Origin of the sequence: Paraburkholderia xenovorans, from assembly GCF_046030735.1 — a bacterium.
GTDB classification, from domain to species: domain Bacteria; phylum Pseudomonadota; class Gammaproteobacteria; order Burkholderiales; family Burkholderiaceae; genus Paraburkholderia; species Paraburkholderia xenovorans_A.
Genome location: NZ_JAQQBV010000004.1, coordinates 1 through 20951, shown reverse-complemented (window position 1 = coordinate 20951; position 20951 = coordinate 1). Strand labels below are relative to the sequence as shown.

The following is a 20951-nucleotide window of genomic DNA, read 5'->3' as shown; positions in this document are numbered from 1 at the left end:
TAGGCCGATGCTGAGCGGAGCCGGACTTTACAGCTCGTCGATCTCGATCGTCGCTCCGACGGACCGCATGCGCGTCAACACACGCTCGATTGCTTCCGGCTCCAGTTCCAACCGGGCCATCGCGAAGAACAGCATGTGCATCCCCATATCGCGTTGATCGATGGATGATGTGTATTTGCGCCACTGGCGGCCCGTCGCCACACCGAACAGTTCCGCCATCTCGTTGCTGCTCTTGCCGAGTTCCGTCTTCAGGCGGAGGAGATCCTCCGGAGTCGGCGGGGTGTAATTTGTCATGTTTTTTTGGGGCGCACAAACGCGCGAGAAGTTGGATCTTCACGGAGGCCTTCCTTTCGGAGAATCGGGCCACACGACGCGCGCAGCCCATACGGCCATAGTAGGCCCTTTGGGTACCTTCGGTCAAGGAGCCTCCGATGTCAATCTGCAGATCGTGCGGAATGTGCGATGTCGAACGCTGGGCTATTCGTTGGTTTTCAAGCTTGCGGAGCATCAGTTCGCCTCCTTCGGATCGAAGGACTGCGCAGCGAGCGCGATGCCTCGCAGCAGTTCGGGCGCCAACGCAGGCTTGATCATGATGCCCTTGCTTGATGGTCGGTAATCGCCGTCATCGGTCACGTACCAGACTCGGATGTCGATGTAGGTGTTGCCGCGGTAGGTCTTCACGTCTACGCGGAGCCGCTCGCTTCCGTTCTTAACCGCGTCCAAAAAGCGAACAAGGTATTCGGAGCCGCTGCTAGAATTATCGGTGTCGTTCCGGCCTGCCTGGGCTTTGCCTTGGTGGGCTATTTTTTTGTCCGTCATGCGTCCGCCGCACGATAGGTAGCCGGCGCTGCGAGAAAGGCATCGATGTCACCTGCCCGCCAGCCTACGGAGCGCGGGCCGAGCTGTACCGCTGCGGGAAAGGTTTTTTGCTTGATTCGCTGATAGATGGTGGAACGAGAAAGCCCCGTTGCTGCCTCGACCTGTCGGCGGCGCAGGATGGTCAGTGCTGTTTGAATTTGTTCGGCCATGTTTCACCCGTAGTGAACGTTCTGGGACCGTCCCGGAACGCATGGCACATTGAAGCGCACGACCTAAGCGACGGGGAAACCCGTCATACCGTCAGAAGGTGCCGACGGACGCATGTCGCCCTTCTGATCACCGCTTCTGGTTCCTCCCGTCTGACTCGCTCAGCTCATCCGGGCGGATTGCCGCCGCCAGCGTTTGCGCACGACGCGACGGCTCTCCGTTGGCCTGTGCCGCCCATCCCATCCGCTCGTCAAGATCTCGAGCGACGCTCGTTTGCTTCGGCGGATTTCTCGGGTCGTACTTGCCGAACGATGCGCGCATGACCTCAAATAGACCGGTAAGGGTGTTGGTCACATGTGGCAGCGAGATGGTTACACCACCCCGCCCTAAGGCGCGATCGTCTCTGCCATCCGCCGTTAGACGCGCGTTTTCGTGACGCAGATTATTTATTTCTTCCTTGAGGGCCGCGACTGACATGGGCTCATTCAAATCGTCATCGCGTCCCGCCTGTAGTTGCCCAATCCTCTTCGACAACTGGGCATTATGAGACTGCAAAATTTCGACGCGCGCTTGGGCCTGGTGCGCATAGGCTTTCCATCCAGATGCATCCAGCCTGTGCATAGCCAAATCTACGCCTGCTGAGTCTTCACTCTCTCGGCGCGGCACCCATTCCGCCAGAAGGAAGGTTGGGCAGTCCGCTCGCATCGCGAAGTCCATAGCTCCGACGTTCGCACCCATATCGATCGCGAAACGCCAAAACTCGTCGCGTGACCAGCGCAACTCGGCATTCGCACTTCGCTGGATAGTGCCGACCGCGTCGTACCACAGATCTGCCTTCAGTCGGATCGCGTGAAGTACGCCGAGCGGACCATACGTGAACTCCTCGGCGGACTCGCCCGAATAAACTATCTCAACTTTTGCTGGTTCGAAGTCATCTCCCTCCGAACGTTCATACACGGCGAGCTTTCGATGCGCGCCTTTTTCGATAAGCCATGAAGCCGCATATTCAAACGGCACTTGCTCGATATTCGCCACAAGGTATGCAGCTCGCGCAAACTCGATATAACCACCCTGGCGGTCCTCAAAAGAAGCTCGGAGACCGCGGCCTCGATTAGATCTATCGTGTGCAGGAGCGCTGCAAGTACTAGCAGCCTCCGAGGTCATGAAATCTGCATGCAGAAACGACGGGCATTGACTGATTTCCGGAAACATATCTGCCGATAGCGTGACGCCTTTGTCCGCAACGAATTGCCAAAACTCATCGCGGAGCCATCCAACGCTTCCCATGCCACCCATGCCCCAATTTTCTTCTAGCTTGGCGCCATGTGCCTCGATCAGAGCAAGCCCCTCACGTAGAATGGACCGCGCCTCCTCCGTCGACTTTTCGTCAAGAATGTCTTGGGTCTTCGGCCCATACTCTAGACGGTGGTATGAAATGAACACCGGTACCAGAGAGTCGACAACGCAATGGTCGTTGAGCCACGTAGCGGCTTGGTTACTGCTGATGTTCTCGAATGAGGCTAGCCAGCCGACCGCGTCACTAGCGGAGATGTTCGCGCGAACACCGCGCTCCAAATCTTGCAGGATTCCCATTGCGTCCCTTCACGCATGCCCTTTGATGGGAGCCGCGCCGGCCGGGTAAGGGTCCCCGGTTTTCGATTGGCCGATCTAGGCGCGGCTTGATGCTCGCCGTCAGGTGCAACGACTAGCGCATAGTCTACTGTGGTTTTGTACAGTGTAGGGAATGCCGAGGAGTTCTTGCGCCAATTCGTGCAGCACCTTAGCGCCGGTGGTATTTTTGGTGGTATGCGTGACTAACTAAAATCACACACCCTTTACCAGCAATCGTTTCCTCGAATTATTTCATTCCGGCCCTGGCACCAACAAGAATTCAAGCAGTACCGCATTGAATTGAAAAAGCCCCGTACAGCGAATGTTGCACGGGGCTTTTTATTTGTCCTCGCCTATTGCCGCGCCGCGATCTCATGGACGCTAGCGACCGGCACAGCATGAGCACGCGATCGACAGCAACAGATTAACTAACGCGCGCGTCGTGGTGTTCGAGGGTGGTGTTCATGGTCGGCGCCCGACTGGCCACATTGCACCTATCAGCTTGGACAATGATTGCATAAGCAATATATGGCGTTTGGTCGCAATTTGAAGCCGCCCTCCAAGACGAGGCAAAAGCGGAAAAGACCGATGAAACCGCCCTCGCCCTTTACTGCCGTGCCACGCCCCCCGCACCCTGCACCGCAGCACGCCGACGCTTGAACACATACCCCACCCACATCAGCACCAGCCAAACCGGCACGAGCCACACCGACACGGACAACCCCGGCGTCATCGCGAGAATGACGAGGATCATCGCCATGAATGCGAGGCAGATCCAGTTACTGACCGGAAACCAGAACGACTTGAACACGAGCTTTTCACCGGCCGCTTCCATCGCCTTGCGCGACTTCAGATGCGTCAGGCTGATCAGCGCCCAGTTCAGCACCAGCGCGGCGACGACCAGCGCCATCAGCAGGCCGAGCGCTTCCGCGGGAATCAGATAGTTGATGATCACGCAGGTGAACGTGGCGAGCGCCGACAAACCGATCGCCATATACGGCACGCCGCGTCGATCGACCTTCATCAGCGCGCGCGGCGCATTGCCCTGCTCCGCGAGACCGTAAAGCATCCGGCTATTCGCATACACGCCGCTGTTGTAGACCGACAGCGCCGCGGTCAGCACCACGACGTTGAGCACGTTCGCGGTCAGCGTCGAACCGATCTGCGAAAAGATCATCACGAACGGGCTGCCGCCGGCCGCGACCTGATTCCACGGATACAACGAGAGCAGCACCGTCAGCGAGCAGATGTAGAAAATCAGAATCCGGTAGATCACCTGATTCACGGCCTTCGGAATGCTCTTTTGCGGGTCGTCGGCTTCGGCGGCGGTAATGCCGATCAACTCCAGGCCGCCGAACGAAAACATGATCACCGCGAGCATCATGAACAGCCCGTGGAAACCGTGCGGGAAAAAGCCGCCGTCGGCCCACAGATTCGTGATCGACGCCTGCGGGCCGCCGTGGCCGCTGATCAGCAGATAGCCGCCGAACACGATCATCCCGATGACCGCCACGACTTTGATGATCGCAAACCAGAACTCGGTTTCGCCGTACGCTTTCACGTTGGCGAGATTGATCGCGTTGATGAGCGCGAAGCACACCAGCGCCGACACCCATGACGGCACAGCCGGCCACCAGTAATGCACATAAGTGCCGACCGCGGTGAGCTCGGCCATGCTCACGAGCACATAGAGCACCCAGTAATTCCAGCCGGACAGGAAGCCCGGAAAGTCGCCCCAATATTTATATGCGAAGTGGCTGAATGAGCCGGCGACCGGTTCCTGCGCGACCATCTCGCCCAACTGGCGCATGATCATGAACGCGATGATGCCGCCGATCGCGTAGCCGAGAATCATCGACGGACCGGCCGCCTGCAACACGCTGGCCGAGCCGAGAAACAGGCCGGTACCGATCGCCCCACCCAACGCGATCAACTGGATGTGGCGGTTTTTCAACCCGCGTTTCAAGCCGTCTTGATGCTGTGCACTATTCAAAATTGCGCCCCAGTGTATGGATGTCGATCGCCTGATCGAACTTGTGGTCCGCTCCGGCAGAACCGCAAATTTTACCTTGGCCGATATTGGCTAAATACTGGTAGCAACCCGCGCATGGTTCCGCACCGCACGGAGCGCCGACGATAGTGATTGACACTGTGTGCCGCTTCGGTATGTTCCCCTAGTCGAGGTTTCAGCCTTCGGAGATTCAACATGTCGCCCAAACGTCTGCTTTGCGCCGCTGCTGTGTGTCTCTCGTTCGCTGGGGCTGGAGCCTTCGCACAAACTGCGGCACCCACGGAGCAGCCTGCCGATACCCCGGATATGGAATCGAGCGCGCCCGAAGTGCCTGCGCCTGCGCCTGCGGTGCCGGTAACGCCCGCGGCGCCCGCTGCCATCGCCCCCATGCCCGTCAAACCACCTGCCGCGCCGATGAGCGGCCCCGTGCGCAACGTCGTGCTCGTACACGGCGCTTTCGTCGACGGTTCGAGCTGGAACGGCGTGGTCGCGAAGCTGCAACAAAAGGGCTATCACGTGAGCTCGGTGCAGAACCCGCTCACGTCGCTCGCCGACGATGTCGCCGCGACCCGCCGCGTACTCGCGCGTCAGAACGGACCGACGATGCTGGTCGGCCACTCATGGGGTGGCGTCGTGATCACCGAGGCGGGCGCGAACGCGCCGAACGTCGCCGGGCTCGTCTATGTCGCGGCAATTGCGCCGGACCTGCATGAATCGACAACCGATCTGATGAAGCGCGCGGCGCCGATGCCCGCGAGCCAGGCAATCACGGCCGACGCCAGCGGTTTCCTGTGGCTCGACCGCACGAAATACCGCGCCGAATTCGCCGCCGACGTTCCCGAGAATCTGACGCGCGTGCTGTCCGCCGCGCAAGTGCCGATCGCGGCCAAGGCCTTCAGCGAAACGGTCAGCCAGGTAGCGTGGCGGGAAAAGCCGTCGTGGTACCTGTTGACGACCCGCGATCGCGCGGTGTCGCCTGAGGTCGAAAGGTTCATGGCCGACCGGATGAACGCGAAGGTGGTGCCGATCTCGTCGAGCCACCTGGTGCCGGTGTCCCATGCAGGCGCGGTGGCCGATGCAATCGATCGCGCGGCGCGTGAGTTAAGCCGGCAGCAGTAGTCGTAGTCCGAACGCTGCTGCGTCTAACGCAGCATGAACGACATCGCCGACAGGCAATTCAGCATTCGCACAGCATGTTCGACCGATGCCGCGCTAAAGCGCAACGTGACACCGTCGACACGCGTAAGCGTCGGCCATTGACAGAACAGATCGGCAAGCGCGGTCGTCTGCACGCGCAGTTCGCAGTCGACCGGTTTCACTTCGACATCAGCGCGCGTCGCTTGCGGCGCGAAACCGCTGGCGATGCAGTGCTGCACCACTTCGCGCGCGGCATGTTCAATCGCGTCGCGCGCGCTCGCAGGTGTCTGCGTGACGCCGCTCGAATGTCCGCTCGCGCTCTTCGTGACGACAAAGCGCGCGTCCGGAAAACGCGGCGCGGTTTCTTCCGCGAACACATCGTCGCCGGATAAAAGCGCGACACGTGCGCCGTATTCTTCCGCGAGCGCGCCATACAACCCCGCTTCGCCGACCTCGACTCCGTTCAGCGAAACCCGTGCGAACGCAAAGCTATTGATCGTATGCGCGAGGACTCCCCGCGTTTGCGCCATCGAGTGATAGCCGATCATGAACACGAGCGCCGCGCCGTATTCGAGGCCGGCCATCATGCCGAGCGTGCGCGGTTTGCCGAGCACGATCTGCACGCGCGGATCGAGCAGATCCGGCAGCAGGTTGCGAAAGCCGCCATGCGAATCGTTGACCCACACGTGCGTCGCGCCGCCGGAGAATGCGCCTTCGATCGCGGCATTCGCTTCGAGCGTCATCCAGCGTCGCGCAGCTTCGTACTCGCCGTTGCCCGCGCGCGTTTGCTCGGGATGAAACACACCGGCCACGCCTTCGATGTCGGCGGAAATCAGGACTTTCATCAGGAAGTTTTCTTCAGAAGTTGAGCGAGATCGGCGGCGGTGTCGCGCAGCGAGAGCCGCCGCTGACCGTCGCGCCCCGTGACGGACGTGGCGCTCCACAACGCATCGACGATGGCCTGCTCGACGCCGTCAGCACACGCGCGGAACAGCGGATCGAGCCGCGCGTCGGCGAGCAACGGCGGCAACGCGACGACATCCGCATCGTGCGGCACTGGGTAGGCGGTCGAGAATGCGAGCGCGATATCGCCGCTGCCGTGCCCGTACACCGAACCGGTTCGCGCGAGGCCGGCTGCCGCGCGCAACGACAGCCGCTTCAGTTGACGCGCATCGAGCGGTGCATCGGTCGCAACGATCATGATGATCGAGCCTTGTTCGGGCTGTTTCGCGACGGCCGCAGCAGCTGTGTGCGACGCGCGTTCGGCCAGCACCCGGCCGAGCGGCACACCGTCGACGGTCAGCATCGGCAGGCGTCCGAAATTCGCGAGCACCAGCACGCCGACCGTATAAAGCTGCCCCGCTACCTCGACCCCGCGCGACGCATTGCCGATCCCGCCCTTCAGATCGAAGCACGACATACCGCGCCCGGCGCCGATCGAACCGCTCGCTACATCGACGCTCGCCGCCGCGCACGCTTCGTTGTAATGGCGCTCGCCGATAGCCAGCGCCTGAATGTCGTTCAGATAGCCGTCATTGCATTCCAACACCAATGGATTCACCGTCGACCACTCGCGCCCGATCCGCGGATTCGCGTCGATCGCCGCGCGTATCTGCGCCTGCGCAAGCGCTGCAACGCCGAACGTATTGGTCAAGGCAATCGGCGTTTCCAGCACGCCGAGTTCTTCGACCTGCACGAGCCCGATGCTTTTGCCGAAACCATTGATCACCGACACCGCTGCGGGCACCTTCGCGACAAACGGATCGCCGCCGTGCGGATGAATCACGGTCACGCCGGTCTGGACCGCGCCGTCCGCGAGCGTGCAATGGCCGACCGTCACACCGTACACGTCGGCGATCGAGCCGCGCGGACCTGCCGCCAGCGTACCGATATGCGGCGCGCCGGCGTCTGACGTGTGCGCGGAACTCATGGCCGGTCGAGCTTCGGATCGAGCGCGTCGCGCAAGCCGTCGCCGAGCAGATTGAACGCCAGCACCGTCAGGAAAATCGCGAGACTCGGAAACAGCGCGATATGCGGCGCGGTGACCATGTCGGCGCGCGCCTCGTTGAGCATCGCGCCCCACTCGGGGGTCGGCGGTTGCGCGCCGAGTCCGAGAAACGACAGGCTCGCCGCGGTGATGATCGATGTGCCGATCCGCATCGTGAAGTACACCACCACCGACGAAATCGTCCCCGGCAAAATGTGTCGCACGATGATCGTCCAGTCCGACGCGCCGATGCTGCGCGCCGCTTCGATATACGTGAGTTGCTTGAGCATCAGCGTATTGCCGCGCACGAGCCGCGCGAACGCCGGAATGCTAAAGATCGCCACCGCGCAGATCACGTTGATCATCCCGTTGCCGAGAATCGCGACCACGCCGATCGCGAGCAGAATGCCGGGGAACGCGAACAGCACATCGGCGACGCGCATCGTGATGCGGTCCCACCAGCCTTCGTAATAGCCGGCCAGCAAACCGAAGAACGTGCCGATCGCCGCGCCGATCGCAACGGACAAAAACCCGGCTTCCAGCGAAATGCGCGAGCCCGCCAGAATGCGGCTGAAAATATCGCGGCCCAGCGAATCGACGCCGAACCAGTGCGCGGCCGACGGGCCCGCGTTCAACGCGTCGTAATCGAAGAAATTCTCCGGGTCGTACGGAACGATGTGCGGCGCCGCGATCGCGACCGCGATCAGCAACAGCACGAAAATGCCCGCGGCGAGCGCCACGTGCTGCTTGCGGAACTTGCGCCAGAACTCGCTCCACGGGGTGCGGATCGCGCTTTCTACGACGGCGGCCCTGGCCGCATTCGCCTCGGTAGCTGACATGCTCATACGGGCCTCACTTGAAACGGATGGTCGGATTGATCACCGCGTACAACACGTCGACGACCAGATTGATGATGATGAATTCGAGCGAGAACAACAGCACTTCGGCCTGAATCACCGGATAGTCGCGCATCGACACGGCGTCCACCAGCAGACGTCCGAGGCCCGGCCAGTTGAACACCACTTCGACCACGATCGAGCCGCCCAGCAGAAAACCGAACTGCAAACCCATCATCGTGATGACGGGAATCATTGCGTTGCGCAAGCAGTGTTTGACGATCACGAGCCGCTCGGGCACACCCTTCGCGCGCGCGGTGCGCACGAAGTCTTCGTTCATCACTTCGACGAACGAAGCCCGCGTGAAGCGCGCCATCACCGCCGCGACAGCCGCGCCGAGCGTCAGCGACGGCAACACGTAACTCTTCCACGATCCGTCGCCGACGATCGGCAACCAGCCGAGCTTCACCGAAAAGATCTCCATCAGCAGCATGCCGAGCGCGAATGCGGGAAACGAAATACCCGACACCGCGAGCGTCATGCCGAGCCGGTCCGGCCACTTATTGCGCCACACCGCGGAGACAATGCCGATGCCCATCCCGAGCACCACCGCCCACACCATGCTAGCGAGCGTCAGCAGCAGCGTCGGCATGAAGCGTTCCGCAATTTCCTGGCTGACCGGCCGCTTGCTGCGCGTCGAGGTGCCGAAATCGCCGTGCGCGATCTTCACGAAGAAGTTGGCGAATTGCTGCGGCATCGGCTTGTCGAGTCCGAGATCGGCACGCACCAGCGCGACGGTCGCTTCGTCGGCTTCCGGGCCGGCGGCGAGACGCGCGGGGTCGCCCGGCAACAGATGCACGAACAGGAACACCAGCACGGCGACGATGAAAAGCGTCGGCAGCAGGCCAAAGAGACGTTTGACGAGAAAGTTCAGCATGAAACCCAATCCGGCAATGATGCGGGCAACGAAAGATACGGTGCGGCTGCAACGCGCGTCGGATCGGCGGACTCACACACAGAGCCCGCCGGCCACGGCGATCACCTGATCGCGATCTCGTCGAAATTGAACGAGCCGTCCGGCGCGACATAAGCGCCTGACAGGCGCTTGCTGCGCGCGTACACCACCTTCTCCTTGACGAGGAAGATCCACGGCGCGTCGGCCCAGATGCGCTTTTGCGCGTCCGTGTAGAGCTCGGTCTTCTTCGCGCGGTCGGTGGTTTCGAGCGCCTGCTTCAGATCGCTGTCGACGGTGTCGTTCTTGTAGTACGCGGTGTTGACCATCTTCGGCGGGAACGACACCGAACCCAGCAACGGCGTGATCGCCCAATCCGCCTCGCCCGTCGACGACGACCAGCCCGCGTAGTACATCCGCACCGGCGCGGTGGCCGGGTCCTGCGCGCTTTCGACCTTCGCGACACGCTGGCCCGCTTCGAGCGCTTCGACCTGCGCCTTGATGCCGACCTGCGCGAGTTGCTGCTGCACGAACTGGATCACCTTCTGCGCAGTCGAGTAGTTATAAGCGGACCACAGCGTGGTTTCGAAACCGTTCGGATAGCCCGCTTCCTTCAACAGCTCGCGCGCCTTCGCCGGATCGTAAGGCCAGGGCCCGAGCTTCGTCGCGTACTCGACGCCTTGCGGCACCACGCCGTCCGCCGGCGTCGCGTAACCCGCGAACGCGACCTTCGTCAGCGCGTCCTTGTTGACCGCGTAGTTCAGCGCTTCGCGCACCTTCGGGTTGTCGAACGGTTTCTGATTTACGTTCAGGCTGATATAGCGCTGGATGATCGACGGCGACGCGATCAGGTCCACCTTCGGGCTCGACTGCAATTGCGCGGCCTGTTCGAACGGCACCTGGAACGCGAAGTCCGCTTCGCCGGTACGCATCAGCGCGGCGCGCGTGTTGTTGTCGACCACCGGCTTCCAGTCGATCGCGTCGACCTTCGGATAGCCCTTCTTCCAGTAGCCGGCGAACTTCTTCACCGTCAGATCGCCTGCCGGGTCCCACTTCACCAGTTCGAACGGACCCGTGCCGACCGGATGGAACGCGATGTCCTTGCCGTACTTCTTCAGCGCGTCCGGCGAAATCATCACCGCCGACGGATGCGCGAGCACGTTGACGAACGCCGAGAACGGCGCCTTCAGCGTGATCTTCACCGTGTACGGATCGACCACTTCGGTCTTCTCGATCCGGTTGAACATGTTGTAGCGCTTGAGCTTGTTCGCCGGATCGGTCACGCGGTCGAAGTTGGCTTTCACCGCTGCCGCGTTGAAATCGGTACCGTCCTGGAACTTCACGCCGTGGCGCAGCTTGAACGTATAAACCTTCGCATCCGGGCTCGCTTCATAGCTGTCGGCCAGCACGTTGACCAGCTTCATGTCCTTGTCGAAGCCGAACAGGCCTTGATAGAACGACTTCGCGACGGCTTGCGACAGCGTGTCGTTCGCGTCGTACGGATCGAGCGTCGTGAACGTCGACGCGACAGCCATCACGGCGGTCGTATCGGCATGCGCTGCATTGCCCGCGAGCATCGCGAACACCACCGCGCCGCCGCTGATCAGCGCGCGCAAACGAAACGGAGAGGACGGGACCAGCAGGTTCATGAGGTTGGCTCCAGGCTGCGAAATGACACAAGGGATACAGGGTTAGGGGCTGCGAGATGAAGCGGTAAGAATCTAGTACGCGCCGCCGATCCGATGCTGTGCGACGAAATGGTCGGGGCCGACCGCGATCAGCGGCGCGACGACCGGCTCGTCGTTCAGCGCACGGATCGGGCTCGGAATCTCGTCGGCGGCGAGCATCCGTTTCGCGTGACGACGCGACGGGTCCGCCACCGGCACCGCGCCCATCAGCTTCTTCGTGTACGGATGTTGCGGCGCTTCGAACACCGCGCGGCGCGGGCCGATCTCGACGATCTGGCCGAGATACATCACCGCGACGCGATGGCTGACGCGCTCGACCACGGCCATGTCGTGCGAAATGAACAGATAGGCGACGCCGAGTTCGCGTTGCAGATCGAGCATCAGATTGACGATCTGCGCCTGCACGGAAACGTCGAGCGCGGACACGGATTCGTCGGCGATCACGACCTTCGGATTCAACGCGAGCGCGCGCGCAATCGCGATCCGTTGCCGTTGACCGCCGGAGAATTCGTGCGGATAGCGGCGCGCGGCTTCGGGCGGCAGACCGACCTTGTCGAGCAGCCACGCGACGCGCGCCTGCGCTTCAGCACCTTGGGCGACGCCATGCACGAGCAACGGCTCCATGATCGAGAAGCCGACCGTCAAACGCGGATTCAGCGACGCGAACGGGTCCTGGAAGATGAACTGGATATTGCGGCGCAGCGCCTGCAATGCGGGGCCTGTGAGCGAACTGATTTCCTTGCCATCGAATTCGATCGAGCCGCTCTGGTTTTCCACGAGACGCAGCAACGAGCGGCCGGTGGTCGACTTGCCGCAACCCGATTCGCCGACCAGCGCCAACGTTTCGCCGGGCCGCAGATCGAAGCTGACTTTTTCGACCGCATGCACCCGGCCCGTCACGCGGCCGAACACGCCGCTCTTCACCGGAAAGCGCGTGACCAGATCGCGCACGCGCAGAATCGGCGGCGTGCTGTCTTTCACTGCCGGCTGCGATTCCGCCGCGACGGCAGCGGCCGGTTGCACCGCATCGTCGGCGCCGGCGAGCGAGGCCTGCTCGACCGTCAGAATCGGAAACCTGGCCGGCCCGTCGGTGCCCTGCATCGCGCCCAACCGCGGCACGGCGGCCAGCAACGCCTTCGTATAAGGATGCGACGGCGCGGCGAACAGCGCGTCCGACGCGCCCTCTTCCACCTTCTCGCCGCGATACATCACCAGCACACGATCGGCCACTTCGGCCACCACGCCCATGTCGTGCGTGATGAAAATCACGCCCATGTTCATCTCGTCCTGCAAGCCGCGGATCAGTTGCAGGATCTGCGCCTGGATCGTCACGTCGAGCGCGGTGGTCGGTTCGTCCGCGATCAGCAACGCGGGTTTGCACGACAGCGCCATCGCGATCATCACGCGCTGACGCATGCCGCCCGACAACTGATGCGGAAAACGCGCGGCCACGCGGCGCGCTTCGGGGATCCGCACGAGCTCCAGCAGACGCAGCGTCTCGGCATGCGCGGCCGCGCGGCTCTTACCCTGGTGCAACGCGATCGCTTCGCCGATCTGATCGCCGACGGTGAACACCGGATTCAGCGACGTCATCGGCTCCTGGAAAATCATCGCGATGTCGGCGCCGCGAATCGAGCGCATCGTGCCGGACGACGCCTTCGCGAGGTCGAGCACGCTGCCGTCGCGGCGCCGGAACGCGATGCTGCCGCCGGCGAGGCGCCCACCGCCATGCTCGATCAGCCGCATCAACGCGAGTGACGTAACCGACTTGCCCGAACCCGATTCGCCGACGATCGCCAGCGTCTCGCCGCGCTCGACGCTCAGCGACAGATTGCGCACCGCGTTGAAGGTCGTCTCGCCGCTGCGAAACGCGACCGACAGGTCGTCGACCGCGAGCACGCGTTGCGGCGGCAAGGTGTCGATAAGCGGACGGGCGGAGTGCGATGAAGTCGGCACAGTGGTTTCCTTTGAATTCGAACGCGGCGGATGCGGGAGGCGGTCTGAACGGCAGGCCCGCTCAGCGATAGATCGCCGTCACCGGCGTCTCGCCGAGGCGAGCGAAGCCGCGATACATCCCTTCGGTGTTGAACGGCAGCGTGACGTTGCCGCGTGCATCGACGGCAATCAGCCCGCCGCGGCCGTCGATTTTCGGCAGACGGTTCATCACCACGTCGAGCGCGGCTTCTTCGAGCGACACGTTGCGATAGGCCATCTGCGCGGCGACGTCGTACGCGGCGACCATCCGCATGAACATCTCGCCGGAACCGGTGGTCGACACCGCGCAGGTGGCGTCGTCCGCGTAGCAGCCCGCGCCGATCAGCGGCGTGTCGCCAACCCGCCCGACCTGTTTGTTCGTGATGCCGCCCGTCGACGTCGCGGCCGCCAGATGACCGTGCCGGTCGAACGCGACCGCGCCGACGGTGCCGAACTTGCGGTTCGGATCGAGCGGCTCGTGCGGCGTGGGGTCCTCGCTGTGCGGCCCGGCGGACGACGCCAGCGACGCGCCGTCGTGGTCGAGCATCGCGCGCTGCTGGCCGCGCGCAAGCAGCCATTGTTTGTGGCGTGCTTCAGTATCGAAGTAGCCCGGTTCGACGAACTCGAGTCCCTGCGCGGCCGCGAACGCTTCCGCGCCTTCGCCGGTGAACAGCACGTGTTCGCTGCGTTCGAGCACGCGGCGCGCCGCCAGAATCGGATTGCGCACGCGCTTCACGCAGCAGATCGCGCCGGCGTCCAGCGTGCTGCCGTCCATGATGGCCGCGTCGAGTTCGTGCGTGCCCGCAGCGGTATAAACCGCGCCGCGGCCCGCGTTGAAGAGCGGACAGTCTTCGAGCAGACGCACGGCTTCGCTGACGGCGTCGAGCGCGCTGCCGCCGTCGGCGAGCACGCGTTGGCCCGCGCTCAGCACGTCGTGCAACGCGGCGTGATACTCGGCTTCGGCGCTGGCCGACAGCGACGCGCGCAGGATCGTGCCTGCGCCGCCGTGAATGGCAATGACTGCGTTGGAATTCATCGTTTGGCTTTCGGGACTTTCGGGACTTTCGGGACTTTCGGGACTTTCGGGACTTTCGGGACTTTCGGAGCTTTCGGGACTTTGGTGGCTTGAGCGGTGCGGGTCGATGCAGGCGTCGATGCGCGAGTCGATTTGTCGACGGCACCGGAAGGCGCGGCTTGCGGGCTGCTTTGCGGATCGGTAAGCCACGGCAGCACGAATTCGCTGACGCCGGCCGCGGCCTTCACCGAGCGTTTGGCGCGGTAGGCGACCGCATCGCACAGCGCCTCGATCACGGCCAGCACCGCCGAATCCGCGTTTGCCGCGAGCCGTCGCTCGGAGCGGATGTACAGCGAGAGATCGGCGAATTGCGCGAGCGGCGAGCGCGGGCTGTCGGTCAGCGCGAGGATGCGCGCGCCACGGCTCGCCGCGCGGCGCGCGAGTTCGATCGTGTCTTCGACATAACGGGGAAACGCGATGCCGATCACCAGATCGCGCTCGTCCGAAGTAAACAGACGCCGCGCGGCATGCGACGGTCCGCCGATCAGCGCAAGCGACTGCACGTTGTCGTGATACGGCATCAGCCCGTGTTCCATCAGGCCGGCGAGAAACGCGCTGGAGCCATAACCGAGCACGAACACGCGGCGCGCGGCCGTGATCGCGTCGACCACGGCATCCGCGGCGGCGCTATCGATCGCGGTGCGGGTGGTGTGCAGATTGGCGGCGGCCTGTTCGAGCAACGCGTCGAGCAGATTGTCGCCGGCCGCGAGCGACTCCTGTGCGCTGCGCAGGCGTTCGACCGGCGCGAGCGTCGCTTCAAAACCGCGCACGAGCGCTTCGCGAAACTGCGGGTAGCCGTCGAAGCCGAGCGCACGCGCAAAGCGATTCGCGGTCGCCACCGACGCGCCCACCACGCTCGCCAGTTCGTCGATCCGCATGGTCGCCGCGCGAAACAGATTGGCCAGCACGTATTCGCCCATGCGCCGGTGGATCGGCGTGAGATCCGGCATCGCGCTAGCGATGCGCGTCGCGATCGCCTGTTCGGCGGAGTTCGTTGCAGCGGACGAATGAGGGTTCATGCAAGCGGATCGCAGCGCGGTCTGTAATTAAGTTGAATGAAAGTATATTTACATGAATTCCCGTTGAGAAAAAATTCATTTTCATTTTTGAGGGTTTTCACCCAGCCGATCGCTGCGGTGTCTCAATGTCGGAGCCGCCGGATGAAAAACCGTTTTCATCGTGCTTCATCGCGCGAGCCCGGCGCATATGCATGCGTCGCCGTCCCCGCGCCGCAGGGCGCTCCGCTTCTTGCGGTGTTATTCTTCGCTCGCCATGAATCTCGAAAGCATTCTCTTTACTCAAGGTTTCGGCTCACGCCGCCAATGCCGCGCGCTGATCGCCGACGGCCGCGTGAGCATCGACGGCGCGCTCTGCACCGATGCCGACGCCGACTTCCCGGTTAGTGACGCCTTGCGCTTCAGCGTGGACGACGTCGACTGGCCGTATCGCGAGCACGCGTATCTGCTGCTGAACAAGCCCGCGGGCTACGAATGTTCACGCGAGCCGCAGCATCATCTGAGCGTGTTCAATCTGCTGCCGCCGCAATTCGCAGCGCGCGGCGTGCAATGCGTCGGACGTCTCGACCAGGACACGACCGGCCTGCTGCTCCTCTCCGATGACGGCAAGTTCGTCCATATGTTCACGTCGCCGAAACGCAAAGTGCCGAAGCTCTATGTGGCGACCACGCGCCATCCGATCGACGCGGCGCAACTCGCCGCGTTGCGCGACGGCGTTCTGCTGCATGGCGAGCCGAAGCCGATCGCGGCAGTCGCGGCCGACGCACGCGGCGACCACACGCTCGCGCTCACCGTAATGGAAGGCAAGTATCACCAGGTCAAGCGGATGATCGCGGCCGCCGGCAACCGTTGCGAAGCGCTGCATCGCGAGCGCATCGGCGGACTTGCGCTGCCCGCCACGCTGCCTGTCGGCGCATGGCAATGGCTCGATGAAGCGGACCTCGGATTTTTACGGAGCGGGTAAACCGGTAGCGCCCCTTTAAATCGACTTAAAACCTTGATCCGTCAGGAGATTCGCGCAGACGCCCGCACGCGGGCCGGGCGCGGCGCCTGGCGTGCGTTGCGCCGCAGCATGCCCTTCCTTACGAGCCGCCCTATACTCGATTAAACAAGGACTACAAAGGTTTCAAGGAGGGGCGCCATGACTATCCATGACACGCTGGCGATGCCGTACGCGATGATCGCATTCACATGCGTCGGGCTTCTCTTGATCGGTGGATTGCTGGTGGTGATGCGGCTGCGTCACACATATCATCCGAACCTGATCGGCGCATTGATCGGCGCGATGCTTTGCTTCCTGCTGCTGGAAGCATTACCCGCGCTGACATAAACACCGCGATCACACCTGGCGTCGAAGTGGACGACGCGGCGCCGAGGTGGACGGCGCCGGTGAAGTAGCGTCCTGCAAAAAATCCTCGACGCTCGGATAGCGCAGACGCACTCGCAACTCTTCTTTCAGGCGCCGGTTCACGAGGCGGCGCGACTCCCGCATGAACGACAGCAAGGTCGGCTCGATCTGCTGCTCGGCTTCCACTCGCGTGATGCGCGGCGCACGCTCCAGACCGAACGCGTCCGCCACCACATCGAAGTACTCCCCCATTTTCAGCGCGGAATCGTCGGACGCGTGGATCACGCGCGCGGGCCGGCCGTGCGTCGCCATGCGCACGAGGATCGCGGCGAGGTCGTCGGCGTGAATGTGATTGGTGTACACGTCGTCGGCGTCGATCAAGGCCGGCGTGCGTTTGTCGAGGCGCGCCAGCGGCAGACGGTTGCCCGCGTAAATGCCAGGAATGCGCGCGATGCTGGCGCTGACCACGCGGCGGACCGTCGCGCGACGCAGTTGCCGTTCTGCCGAGACGCGGCGCGTGGCGCGCGGGTTGGTCGCCCGGGTCGCGCGCGTTTCGTCGATCCACGCGCCGCCGCAGTCGCCATAGACACCCGTGGTGCTCGCATAGACGAGCCGCACCGGAGCACGCGACGCGGCGGTCCAGCGGACCCTGTCGGGTACAATATTGGCTGTTTCAGATTCCGCCCATGAAGCGCGCATGCGGCGCAGCCGCCCGACAGGCGCCACCGCGCCGCGAGCGGCACGCAGCGCGCGATCGCGGCGCGTACCTAACGTGGCGAGCAGAGCGCGGGTGCGGCGGTCGTCGTCGCCGCTCTTTTGCGGGGGCGCGAGATGCAGCACGGTCGGTGCGAGACCCGCGAGCCGTTTCAGGCTGCGGCGCTCGTCGAGATCGCCGACCAGCGGCGTCACGCCCGCGGCGCGCAGTTCGGCGCGGCGCTCCGCGTGGCTGGTCAGCGCGAAGACATGCGCGCGCGGCTGCAATAGAGGCACGCAGCGCATGCCGACATCGCCGCAGCCCACAATCAGCACGCGCGGCCGGCGTAAGTTTCGTGTCGCTTTCATGGTGCACGCATTGTAGCCGTCAAGCGCTGCGGGCACCGCGCAGCTGGCCGCAAGTTCTATAACGATCACCCACTTTTTCGATTTCACGCTATGGCATTTAACGTCACGCTCCGGCAAAGCGGCCGGCAATTTCAGGTAGAACAGGATGAACCGCTGCTGAGCGCCGCGTTGCGCCAGGGCGTCGGCTTGCCGTACGGCTGCAAGAACGGCGCGTGCGGTTCGTGCAAGGGCACGGTGTTGAGCGGCGAGATCGAGCAGCGTGCGCATTCGTCGTCGGCGTTGTCGAACGACGAAAAAACGCGCGGCATGGCGCTCCTGTGCTGCGCGACCGCGTGTTCGGATCTCGAAGTGGACATCCGCGAAGTGGCGGGCGTGGGCGACGTGCAGGTCAAGAAGCTGCCGTGCCGTGTGAACGCGATCGAGCGCAAGGCCGACGACGTCATCGTGCTGAAGCTGCAATTGCCCGCCAATGAACGTTTGCAGTATCTGGCCGGCCAGTATCTCGAGTTCATCCTGAAGGACGGCAAGCGCCGCAGCTATTCGATGGCGAGCGCGCCGCACACCGAAGGCCCGATCGAGCTGCATATCCGCCACATGCCCGGCGGCGCTTTCACCGATCACGTATTCAACACGATGAAAGAGCGCGACATCCTGCGCTTCGAAGCCCCGCTCGGCACGTTCTTCCTGCGCGAAGACACCGACAAGCCGATCGTGCTGCTCGGCTCGGGCACCGGCTTCGCGCCGCTGAAGGCGATCATCGAGCATGCGGCGTTCAAGAACCTCGACCGGCCGATGACGCTCTACTGGGGCGCGCGTCGCAAGAAGGATCTGTATCTGCTCGAACTCGCCGGGCAATGGGCTCGCGAGATTCCGAACTTCACGTTCGTGCCGGTGCTGTCGGAGCCGGACGCGAGCGACGCGTGGACGGGCCGCGTCGGCTTCGTGCATCGCGCGGTGATCGAGGATCTGCCGGATCTGTCGGCGTATCAGGTGTATGCGTGCGGCGCGCCGGTGATGGTGGAGTCCGCGCAACGCGATTTCACGCAACATCACAAACTGCCGGCAGACGAGTTTTATGCGGACTCGTTCACGAGCGAGGCGGATCTGGCGAACGCGGTTTGAGGGGGTGAAAGGCTCGATCCGTCGCGATCGAACCTTTCATCAAAACGCAATTAGCAAGCTGGCAGACTGGCACGAATCCGCATTTCTTGAGGGTTCGCGCAAATTCATGGTTTACACCGGCGCTTTCCTTGTCGTATTCTTTCGCGCATGAACCGCATCCAGTCCGAACTCCGACGTCGCCGCTCGCCGCTCCCTTAGGGACGCCGCTGGCTTCGTCACGGATTCGCGCCGCACACGGGCGCACGCAGTTCGAATCATGAAAGCCACGGCATGCCGTGGCTTTTTTGTTTTTGTGTCCTCCGGCCCTGTTTCCTATCCGGCCAATCGTTCATCAACCTCATCCCGCTGTCTGGAGCCTGCCGTCATGAATTTCACTGAGTACCCAATCGAGTCGCTGATGTACATCACGAACCGGCCCGAAATCGTTTTCACGCACGGCAAGGGCTCGTGGCTCTATGACAATAACGGCAAGCGATATCTGGACTTCATCCAGGGTTGGGCCGTCAACAGTCTCGGCCATTGCAACGACGGCATGATCGAAGCGCTGAACAGGCAATCGAAGCTGCTGCTGAACCCGTCGCCCGCGTTCTACAACGAGCCGATGGCGCAACTCGCCGGCCTGCTCACGCAGCACAGCTGCTTCGACAAGGTATTCTTCGCGAACAGCGGCGCCGAAGCCAACGAAGGCGCGATCAAACTCGCGCGCAAGTGGGGCAAGAAATTCAAGGACGGCGCGTTCGAAATCATCACGTTCGATCACAGCTTCCACGGCCGTACGCTCGCCACCATGTCGGCCAGCGGCAAGCCGGGCTGGGACACGATCTACGCGCCGCAAGTGCCGGGTTTCCCGAAAGCGGATCTGAACGACATCGCGTCGGTCGAAAAGCTGATCAACGCGAAGACCGTCGCAGTGATGCTCGAACCGATCCAGGGCGAAGGCGGTGTGATTCCCGCCACGCGCGAGTTCATGCAGCAACTGCGCGCGCTGACCCAAAAGCACAACCTGCTGCTGATCGTCGACGAAGTGCAAAGCGGTTGCGGCCGCGCGGGCACGCTCTTCGCGTACGAACTGTCGGGCGTCGAGCCGGACATCATGACGCTCGGCAAGGGCATCGGCGGCGGCGTGCCGCTCGCGGCGCTGCTCGCGAAAGCGGACATCGCGGTGTTCGAAGCGGGCGACCAGGGCGGCACGTATAACGGCAACCCGCTGATGACCGCAGTCGGCTATTCGGTGATCTCGCAACTGACCGCGCCCGGCTTTCTCGAAGGCGTGCGCGCGCGCGGCGAGTACCTGCGTGCGAAGCTGCTGGAGCTGTCGGCGGAACGCGGCTTCGAAGGCGAACGCGGTGAAGGCTTGCTGCGCGCGCTGCTGCTCGGCAAAGACATCGGCAACCAGATCGTCGAGAAGGCGCGCGACATGCAACCGGACGGCCTGCTGCTGAACGCGGCGCGCCCGAACCTGCTGCGCTTCATGCCCGCGCTGAACGTCACGAACGAAGAGATCGACCAGATGCTGGCGATGCTGCGTTCGATTCTCGACTCGCTGTAAGCGTCGCTGGAGACAGCCTATGACCGCAGCCGCAACGCTATCGATCCGCCGCTTCGACGCGCGCGACACCGATGCCGTGATCGCACTCTGGCAGGAAGCGTTCCCCGAGTACCGGGACGCGACGCGGCCGCAGCGCAATCCGCATCTGTCGATCGCCAACAAGCTGGCGACCCAACCTGAGCTGTTCTTTGTCGCGGTGCTCGACGAACGCATCGTCGGCACGGTGATGGGCGGATACGACGGCCACCGCGGCTGGATGTATTCGCTCGCGGTAGATGAGTCGCTGCGTCGTCACGGTATCGGCACGCGCCTGATCGCGCATGTCGAAAAGGTGTTGACCGAGCTTGGCTGTCCGAAGCTGAATCTGCAGATTCTGTCGGCGAAAACCGAGTTGCGGCAGTTTTACGAGGCGCTCGGTTATCGCGCCGATGAAGTGATCAGTCTCGGCAAACGCCTCGGTGAGGTGGCTGCTTCGGCGGCCTGACACACCAGGTAGCGCGCGGTAAAGAAAATGGCCGCATGCGTTTATCAACGCATGCGGCCATTTTTATCGGCGC

General features: G+C 63.1%; 19 protein-coding genes and 1 pseudogene. 6 read left to right on the top strand and 14 right to left on the bottom strand.

Annotated features, from left to right (window positions below):
* Positions 1–27 precede the first annotated feature (27 nt).
* The 5 genes from PQQ51_RS04710 to PQQ51_RS04690 form a co-directional block, all read right to left on the bottom strand.
* Positions 28–294 (bottom strand): XRE family transcriptional regulator, encoded by a 267-nt coding sequence (locus tag PQQ51_RS04710; RefSeq protein WP_408495225.1) that lies wholly within the window; start codon positions 292–294, stop codon positions 28–30.
* Positions 295–507: 213 nt separating this feature from the next.
* Positions 508–819, bottom strand: a complete 312-nt coding sequence (locus PQQ51_RS04705) for a transcriptional coactivator p15/PC4 family protein (protein WP_408495223.1) — start codon at positions 817–819, stop codon at positions 508–510.
* Positions 816–1028, bottom strand: a complete 213-nt coding sequence (locus PQQ51_RS04700) for a helix-turn-helix transcriptional regulator (protein WP_408495222.1) — start codon at positions 1026–1028, stop codon at positions 816–818. The genes PQQ51_RS04705 and PQQ51_RS04700 overlap by 4 nt, the downstream gene beginning before the upstream one ends.
* Before the next feature lie 127 nt (positions 1029–1155).
* On the bottom strand, positions 1156–2619 hold the full coding sequence (locus tag PQQ51_RS04695) for a hypothetical protein (protein ID WP_408495221.1): 1464 nt from the start codon (positions 2617–2619) through the stop codon (positions 1156–1158).
* 625 nt (positions 2620–3244) lie between these two features.
* Positions 3245–4630: an amino acid permease gene (locus tag PQQ51_RS04690; protein ID WP_408495220.1), complete on the bottom strand. Its 1386-nt coding sequence runs from the start codon at positions 4628–4630 to the stop codon at positions 3245–3247.
* Between the two features lie 213 nt (positions 4631–4843).
* Between PQQ51_RS04690 and PQQ51_RS04685 the strand changes: the two genes are divergently transcribed.
* The gene (locus PQQ51_RS04685) at positions 4844–5767 is read left to right on the top strand and encodes an alpha/beta fold hydrolase (RefSeq protein ID WP_408495218.1); all 924 of its coding nucleotides are present in this window, start codon (positions 4844–4846) and stop codon (positions 5765–5767) included.
* 23 nt (positions 5768–5790) lie between these two features.
* Here the strand turns inward: PQQ51_RS04685 and PQQ51_RS04680 are convergent, their stop codons facing one another.
* The 8 genes from PQQ51_RS04680 to PQQ51_RS04645 all read right to left on the bottom strand — a co-directional run bounded on the left by PQQ51_RS04680 (position 5791) and on the right by PQQ51_RS04645 (position 15316).
* Positions 5791–6630, bottom strand: a complete 840-nt coding sequence (locus PQQ51_RS04680) for a M55 family metallopeptidase (RefSeq protein WP_408495217.1) — start codon at positions 6628–6630, stop codon at positions 5791–5793.
* The gene (locus PQQ51_RS04675) at positions 6630–7715 is read right to left on the bottom strand and encodes a DmpA family aminopeptidase (protein WP_408495216.1); all 1086 of its coding nucleotides are present in this window, start codon (positions 7713–7715) and stop codon (positions 6630–6632) included. The genes PQQ51_RS04680 and PQQ51_RS04675 overlap by 1 nt, the downstream gene beginning before the upstream one ends.
* Positions 7712–8617, bottom strand: a complete 906-nt coding sequence (gene gsiD, locus PQQ51_RS04670; protein ID WP_408495215.1) for a glutathione ABC transporter permease GsiD — start codon at positions 8615–8617, stop codon at positions 7712–7714. The genes PQQ51_RS04675 and gsiD overlap by 4 nt, the downstream gene beginning before the upstream one ends.
* 7 nt (positions 8618–8624) lie before the next feature.
* A complete protein-coding gene (gsiC, locus tag PQQ51_RS04665; RefSeq protein ID WP_408495214.1) occupies positions 8625–9545 on the bottom strand; it encodes a glutathione ABC transporter permease GsiC in 921 nt (306 codons plus the stop codon).
* A 101-nt stretch (positions 9546–9646) separates the two neighbouring features.
* The gene (gene gsiB, locus PQQ51_RS04660) at positions 9647–11209 is read right to left on the bottom strand and encodes a glutathione ABC transporter substrate-binding protein GsiB (RefSeq protein WP_408495213.1); all 1563 of its coding nucleotides are present in this window, start codon (positions 11207–11209) and stop codon (positions 9647–9649) included.
* A 72-nt stretch (positions 11210–11281) separates the two neighbouring features.
* Positions 11282–13204 carry a dipeptide ABC transporter ATP-binding protein gene (locus tag PQQ51_RS04655; RefSeq protein ID WP_408495212.1) on the bottom strand — a complete coding sequence of 641 codons (1923 nt, stop codon included), beginning with the start codon at positions 13202–13204 and terminating at the stop codon, positions 11282–11284.
* A gap of 61 nt (positions 13205–13265) precedes the next feature.
* Positions 13266–14258, bottom strand: coding sequence for an isoaspartyl peptidase/L-asparaginase family protein (locus PQQ51_RS04650; RefSeq protein WP_408495211.1), 993 nt, complete (start codon positions 14256–14258; stop codon positions 13266–13268).
* Positions 14255–15316 (bottom strand): MurR/RpiR family transcriptional regulator, encoded by a 1062-nt coding sequence (locus PQQ51_RS04645; protein WP_408495209.1) that lies wholly within the window; start codon positions 15314–15316, stop codon positions 14255–14257. The genes PQQ51_RS04650 and PQQ51_RS04645 overlap by 4 nt, the downstream gene beginning before the upstream one ends.
* A 253-nt stretch (positions 15317–15569) precedes the next feature.
* Here PQQ51_RS04645 and PQQ51_RS04640 point away from each other — a divergent pair, with 253 nt between their 5' ends.
* Positions 15570–16277 (top strand): pseudouridine synthase, encoded by a 708-nt coding sequence (locus PQQ51_RS04640; RefSeq protein ID WP_408495208.1) that lies wholly within the window; start codon positions 15570–15572, stop codon positions 16275–16277.
* 177 nt (positions 16278–16454) lie between these two features.
* Positions 16455–16643, top strand: a complete 189-nt coding sequence (locus PQQ51_RS04635; RefSeq protein WP_408495207.1) for a hypothetical protein — start codon at positions 16455–16457, stop codon at positions 16641–16643.
* Between the two features lie 9 nt (positions 16644–16652).
* Here the strand turns inward: PQQ51_RS04635 and PQQ51_RS04630 are convergent, their stop codons facing one another.
* Entirely contained in the window at positions 16653–17723 is a 1071-nt protein-coding gene (locus PQQ51_RS04630) for an NAD-dependent epimerase/dehydratase family protein (RefSeq protein WP_408495206.1), read from the bottom strand.
* A 90-nt stretch (positions 17724–17813) separates the two neighbouring features.
* On the opposite strand from PQQ51_RS04630, the gene PQQ51_RS04625 reads away from it, so the two are divergent.
* The 3 genes and pseudogenes from PQQ51_RS04625 to PQQ51_RS04615 form a co-directional block, all read left to right on the top strand.
* Complete coding sequence (locus PQQ51_RS04625) at positions 17814–18845, top strand: CDP-6-deoxy-delta-3,4-glucoseen reductase (RefSeq protein WP_408495204.1); 1032 nt, start codon at positions 17814–17816, stop codon at positions 18843–18845.
* Positions 18846–19209: 364 nt separating this feature from the next.
* Positions 19210–20394: an acetylornithine transaminase gene (locus PQQ51_RS04620; protein WP_408495202.1), complete on the top strand. Its 1185-nt coding sequence runs from the start codon at positions 19210–19212 to the stop codon at positions 20392–20394.
* A 13-nt stretch (positions 20395–20407) separates the two neighbouring features.
* Positions 20408–20878 (top strand): annotated as a pseudogene (locus PQQ51_RS04615) (GNAT family acetyltransferase); the annotation flags it as partial.
* Between the last annotated feature and the right edge of the window lie 73 nt (positions 20879–20951).

Bases quoted from the DNA above. Each gene is read 5' to 3' on its own strand.
- PQQ51_RS04710 (WP_408495225.1), bottom strand. From the start codon at position 294: ATGACAAATTACACCCCGCCGACTCCGGAGGATCTCCTCCGCCTGAAG.
- PQQ51_RS04705 (WP_408495223.1), bottom strand. From the start codon at position 819: ATGACGGACAAAAAAATAGCCCACCAAGGCAAAGCCCAGGCAGGCCGG.
- PQQ51_RS04700 (WP_408495222.1), bottom strand. From the start codon at position 1,028: ATGGCCGAACAAATTCAAACAGCACTGACCATCCTGCGCCGCCGACAG.
- PQQ51_RS04695 (WP_408495221.1), bottom strand. From the start codon at position 2,619: ATGGGAATCCTGCAAGATTTGGAGCGCGGTGTTCGCGCGAACATCTCC.
- PQQ51_RS04685 (WP_408495218.1), top strand. From the start codon at position 4,844: ATGTCGCCCAAACGTCTGCTTTGCGCCGCTGCTGTGTGTCTCTCGTTC.
- PQQ51_RS04680 (WP_408495217.1), bottom strand. From the start codon at position 6,630: ATGAAAGTCCTGATTTCCGCCGACATCGAAGGCGTGGCCGGTGTGTTT.
- PQQ51_RS04675 (WP_408495216.1), bottom strand. From the start codon at position 7,715: ATGAGTTCCGCGCACACGTCAGACGCCGGCGCGCCGCATATCGGTACG.
- gsiD (WP_408495215.1), bottom strand. From the start codon at position 8,617: ATGAGCATGTCAGCTACCGAGGCGAATGCGGCCAGGGCCGCCGTCGTA.
- gsiC (WP_408495214.1), bottom strand. From the start codon at position 9,545: ATGCTGAACTTTCTCGTCAAACGTCTCTTTGGCCTGCTGCCGACGCTT.
- gsiB (WP_408495213.1), bottom strand. From the start codon at position 11,209: ATGAACCTGCTGGTCCCGTCCTCTCCGTTTCGTTTGCGCGCGCTGATC.
- PQQ51_RS04650 (WP_408495211.1), bottom strand. From the start codon at position 14,258: ATGAATTCCAACGCAGTCATTGCCATTCACGGCGGCGCAGGCACGATC.
- PQQ51_RS04645 (WP_408495209.1), bottom strand. From the start codon at position 15,316: ATGAACCCTCATTCGTCCGCTGCAACGAACTCCGCCGAACAGGCGATC.
- PQQ51_RS04640 (WP_408495208.1), top strand. From the start codon at position 15,570: ATGAATCTCGAAAGCATTCTCTTTACTCAAGGTTTCGGCTCACGCCGC.
- PQQ51_RS04635 (WP_408495207.1), top strand. From the start codon at position 16,455: ATGACTATCCATGACACGCTGGCGATGCCGTACGCGATGATCGCATTC.
- PQQ51_RS04630 (WP_408495206.1), bottom strand. From the start codon at position 17,723: ATGAAAGCGACACGAAACTTACGCCGGCCGCGCGTGCTGATTGTGGGC.
- PQQ51_RS04625 (WP_408495204.1), top strand. From the start codon at position 17,814: ATGGCATTTAACGTCACGCTCCGGCAAAGCGGCCGGCAATTTCAGGTA.
- PQQ51_RS04620 (WP_408495202.1), top strand. From the start codon at position 19,210: ATGAATTTCACTGAGTACCCAATCGAGTCGCTGATGTACATCACGAAC.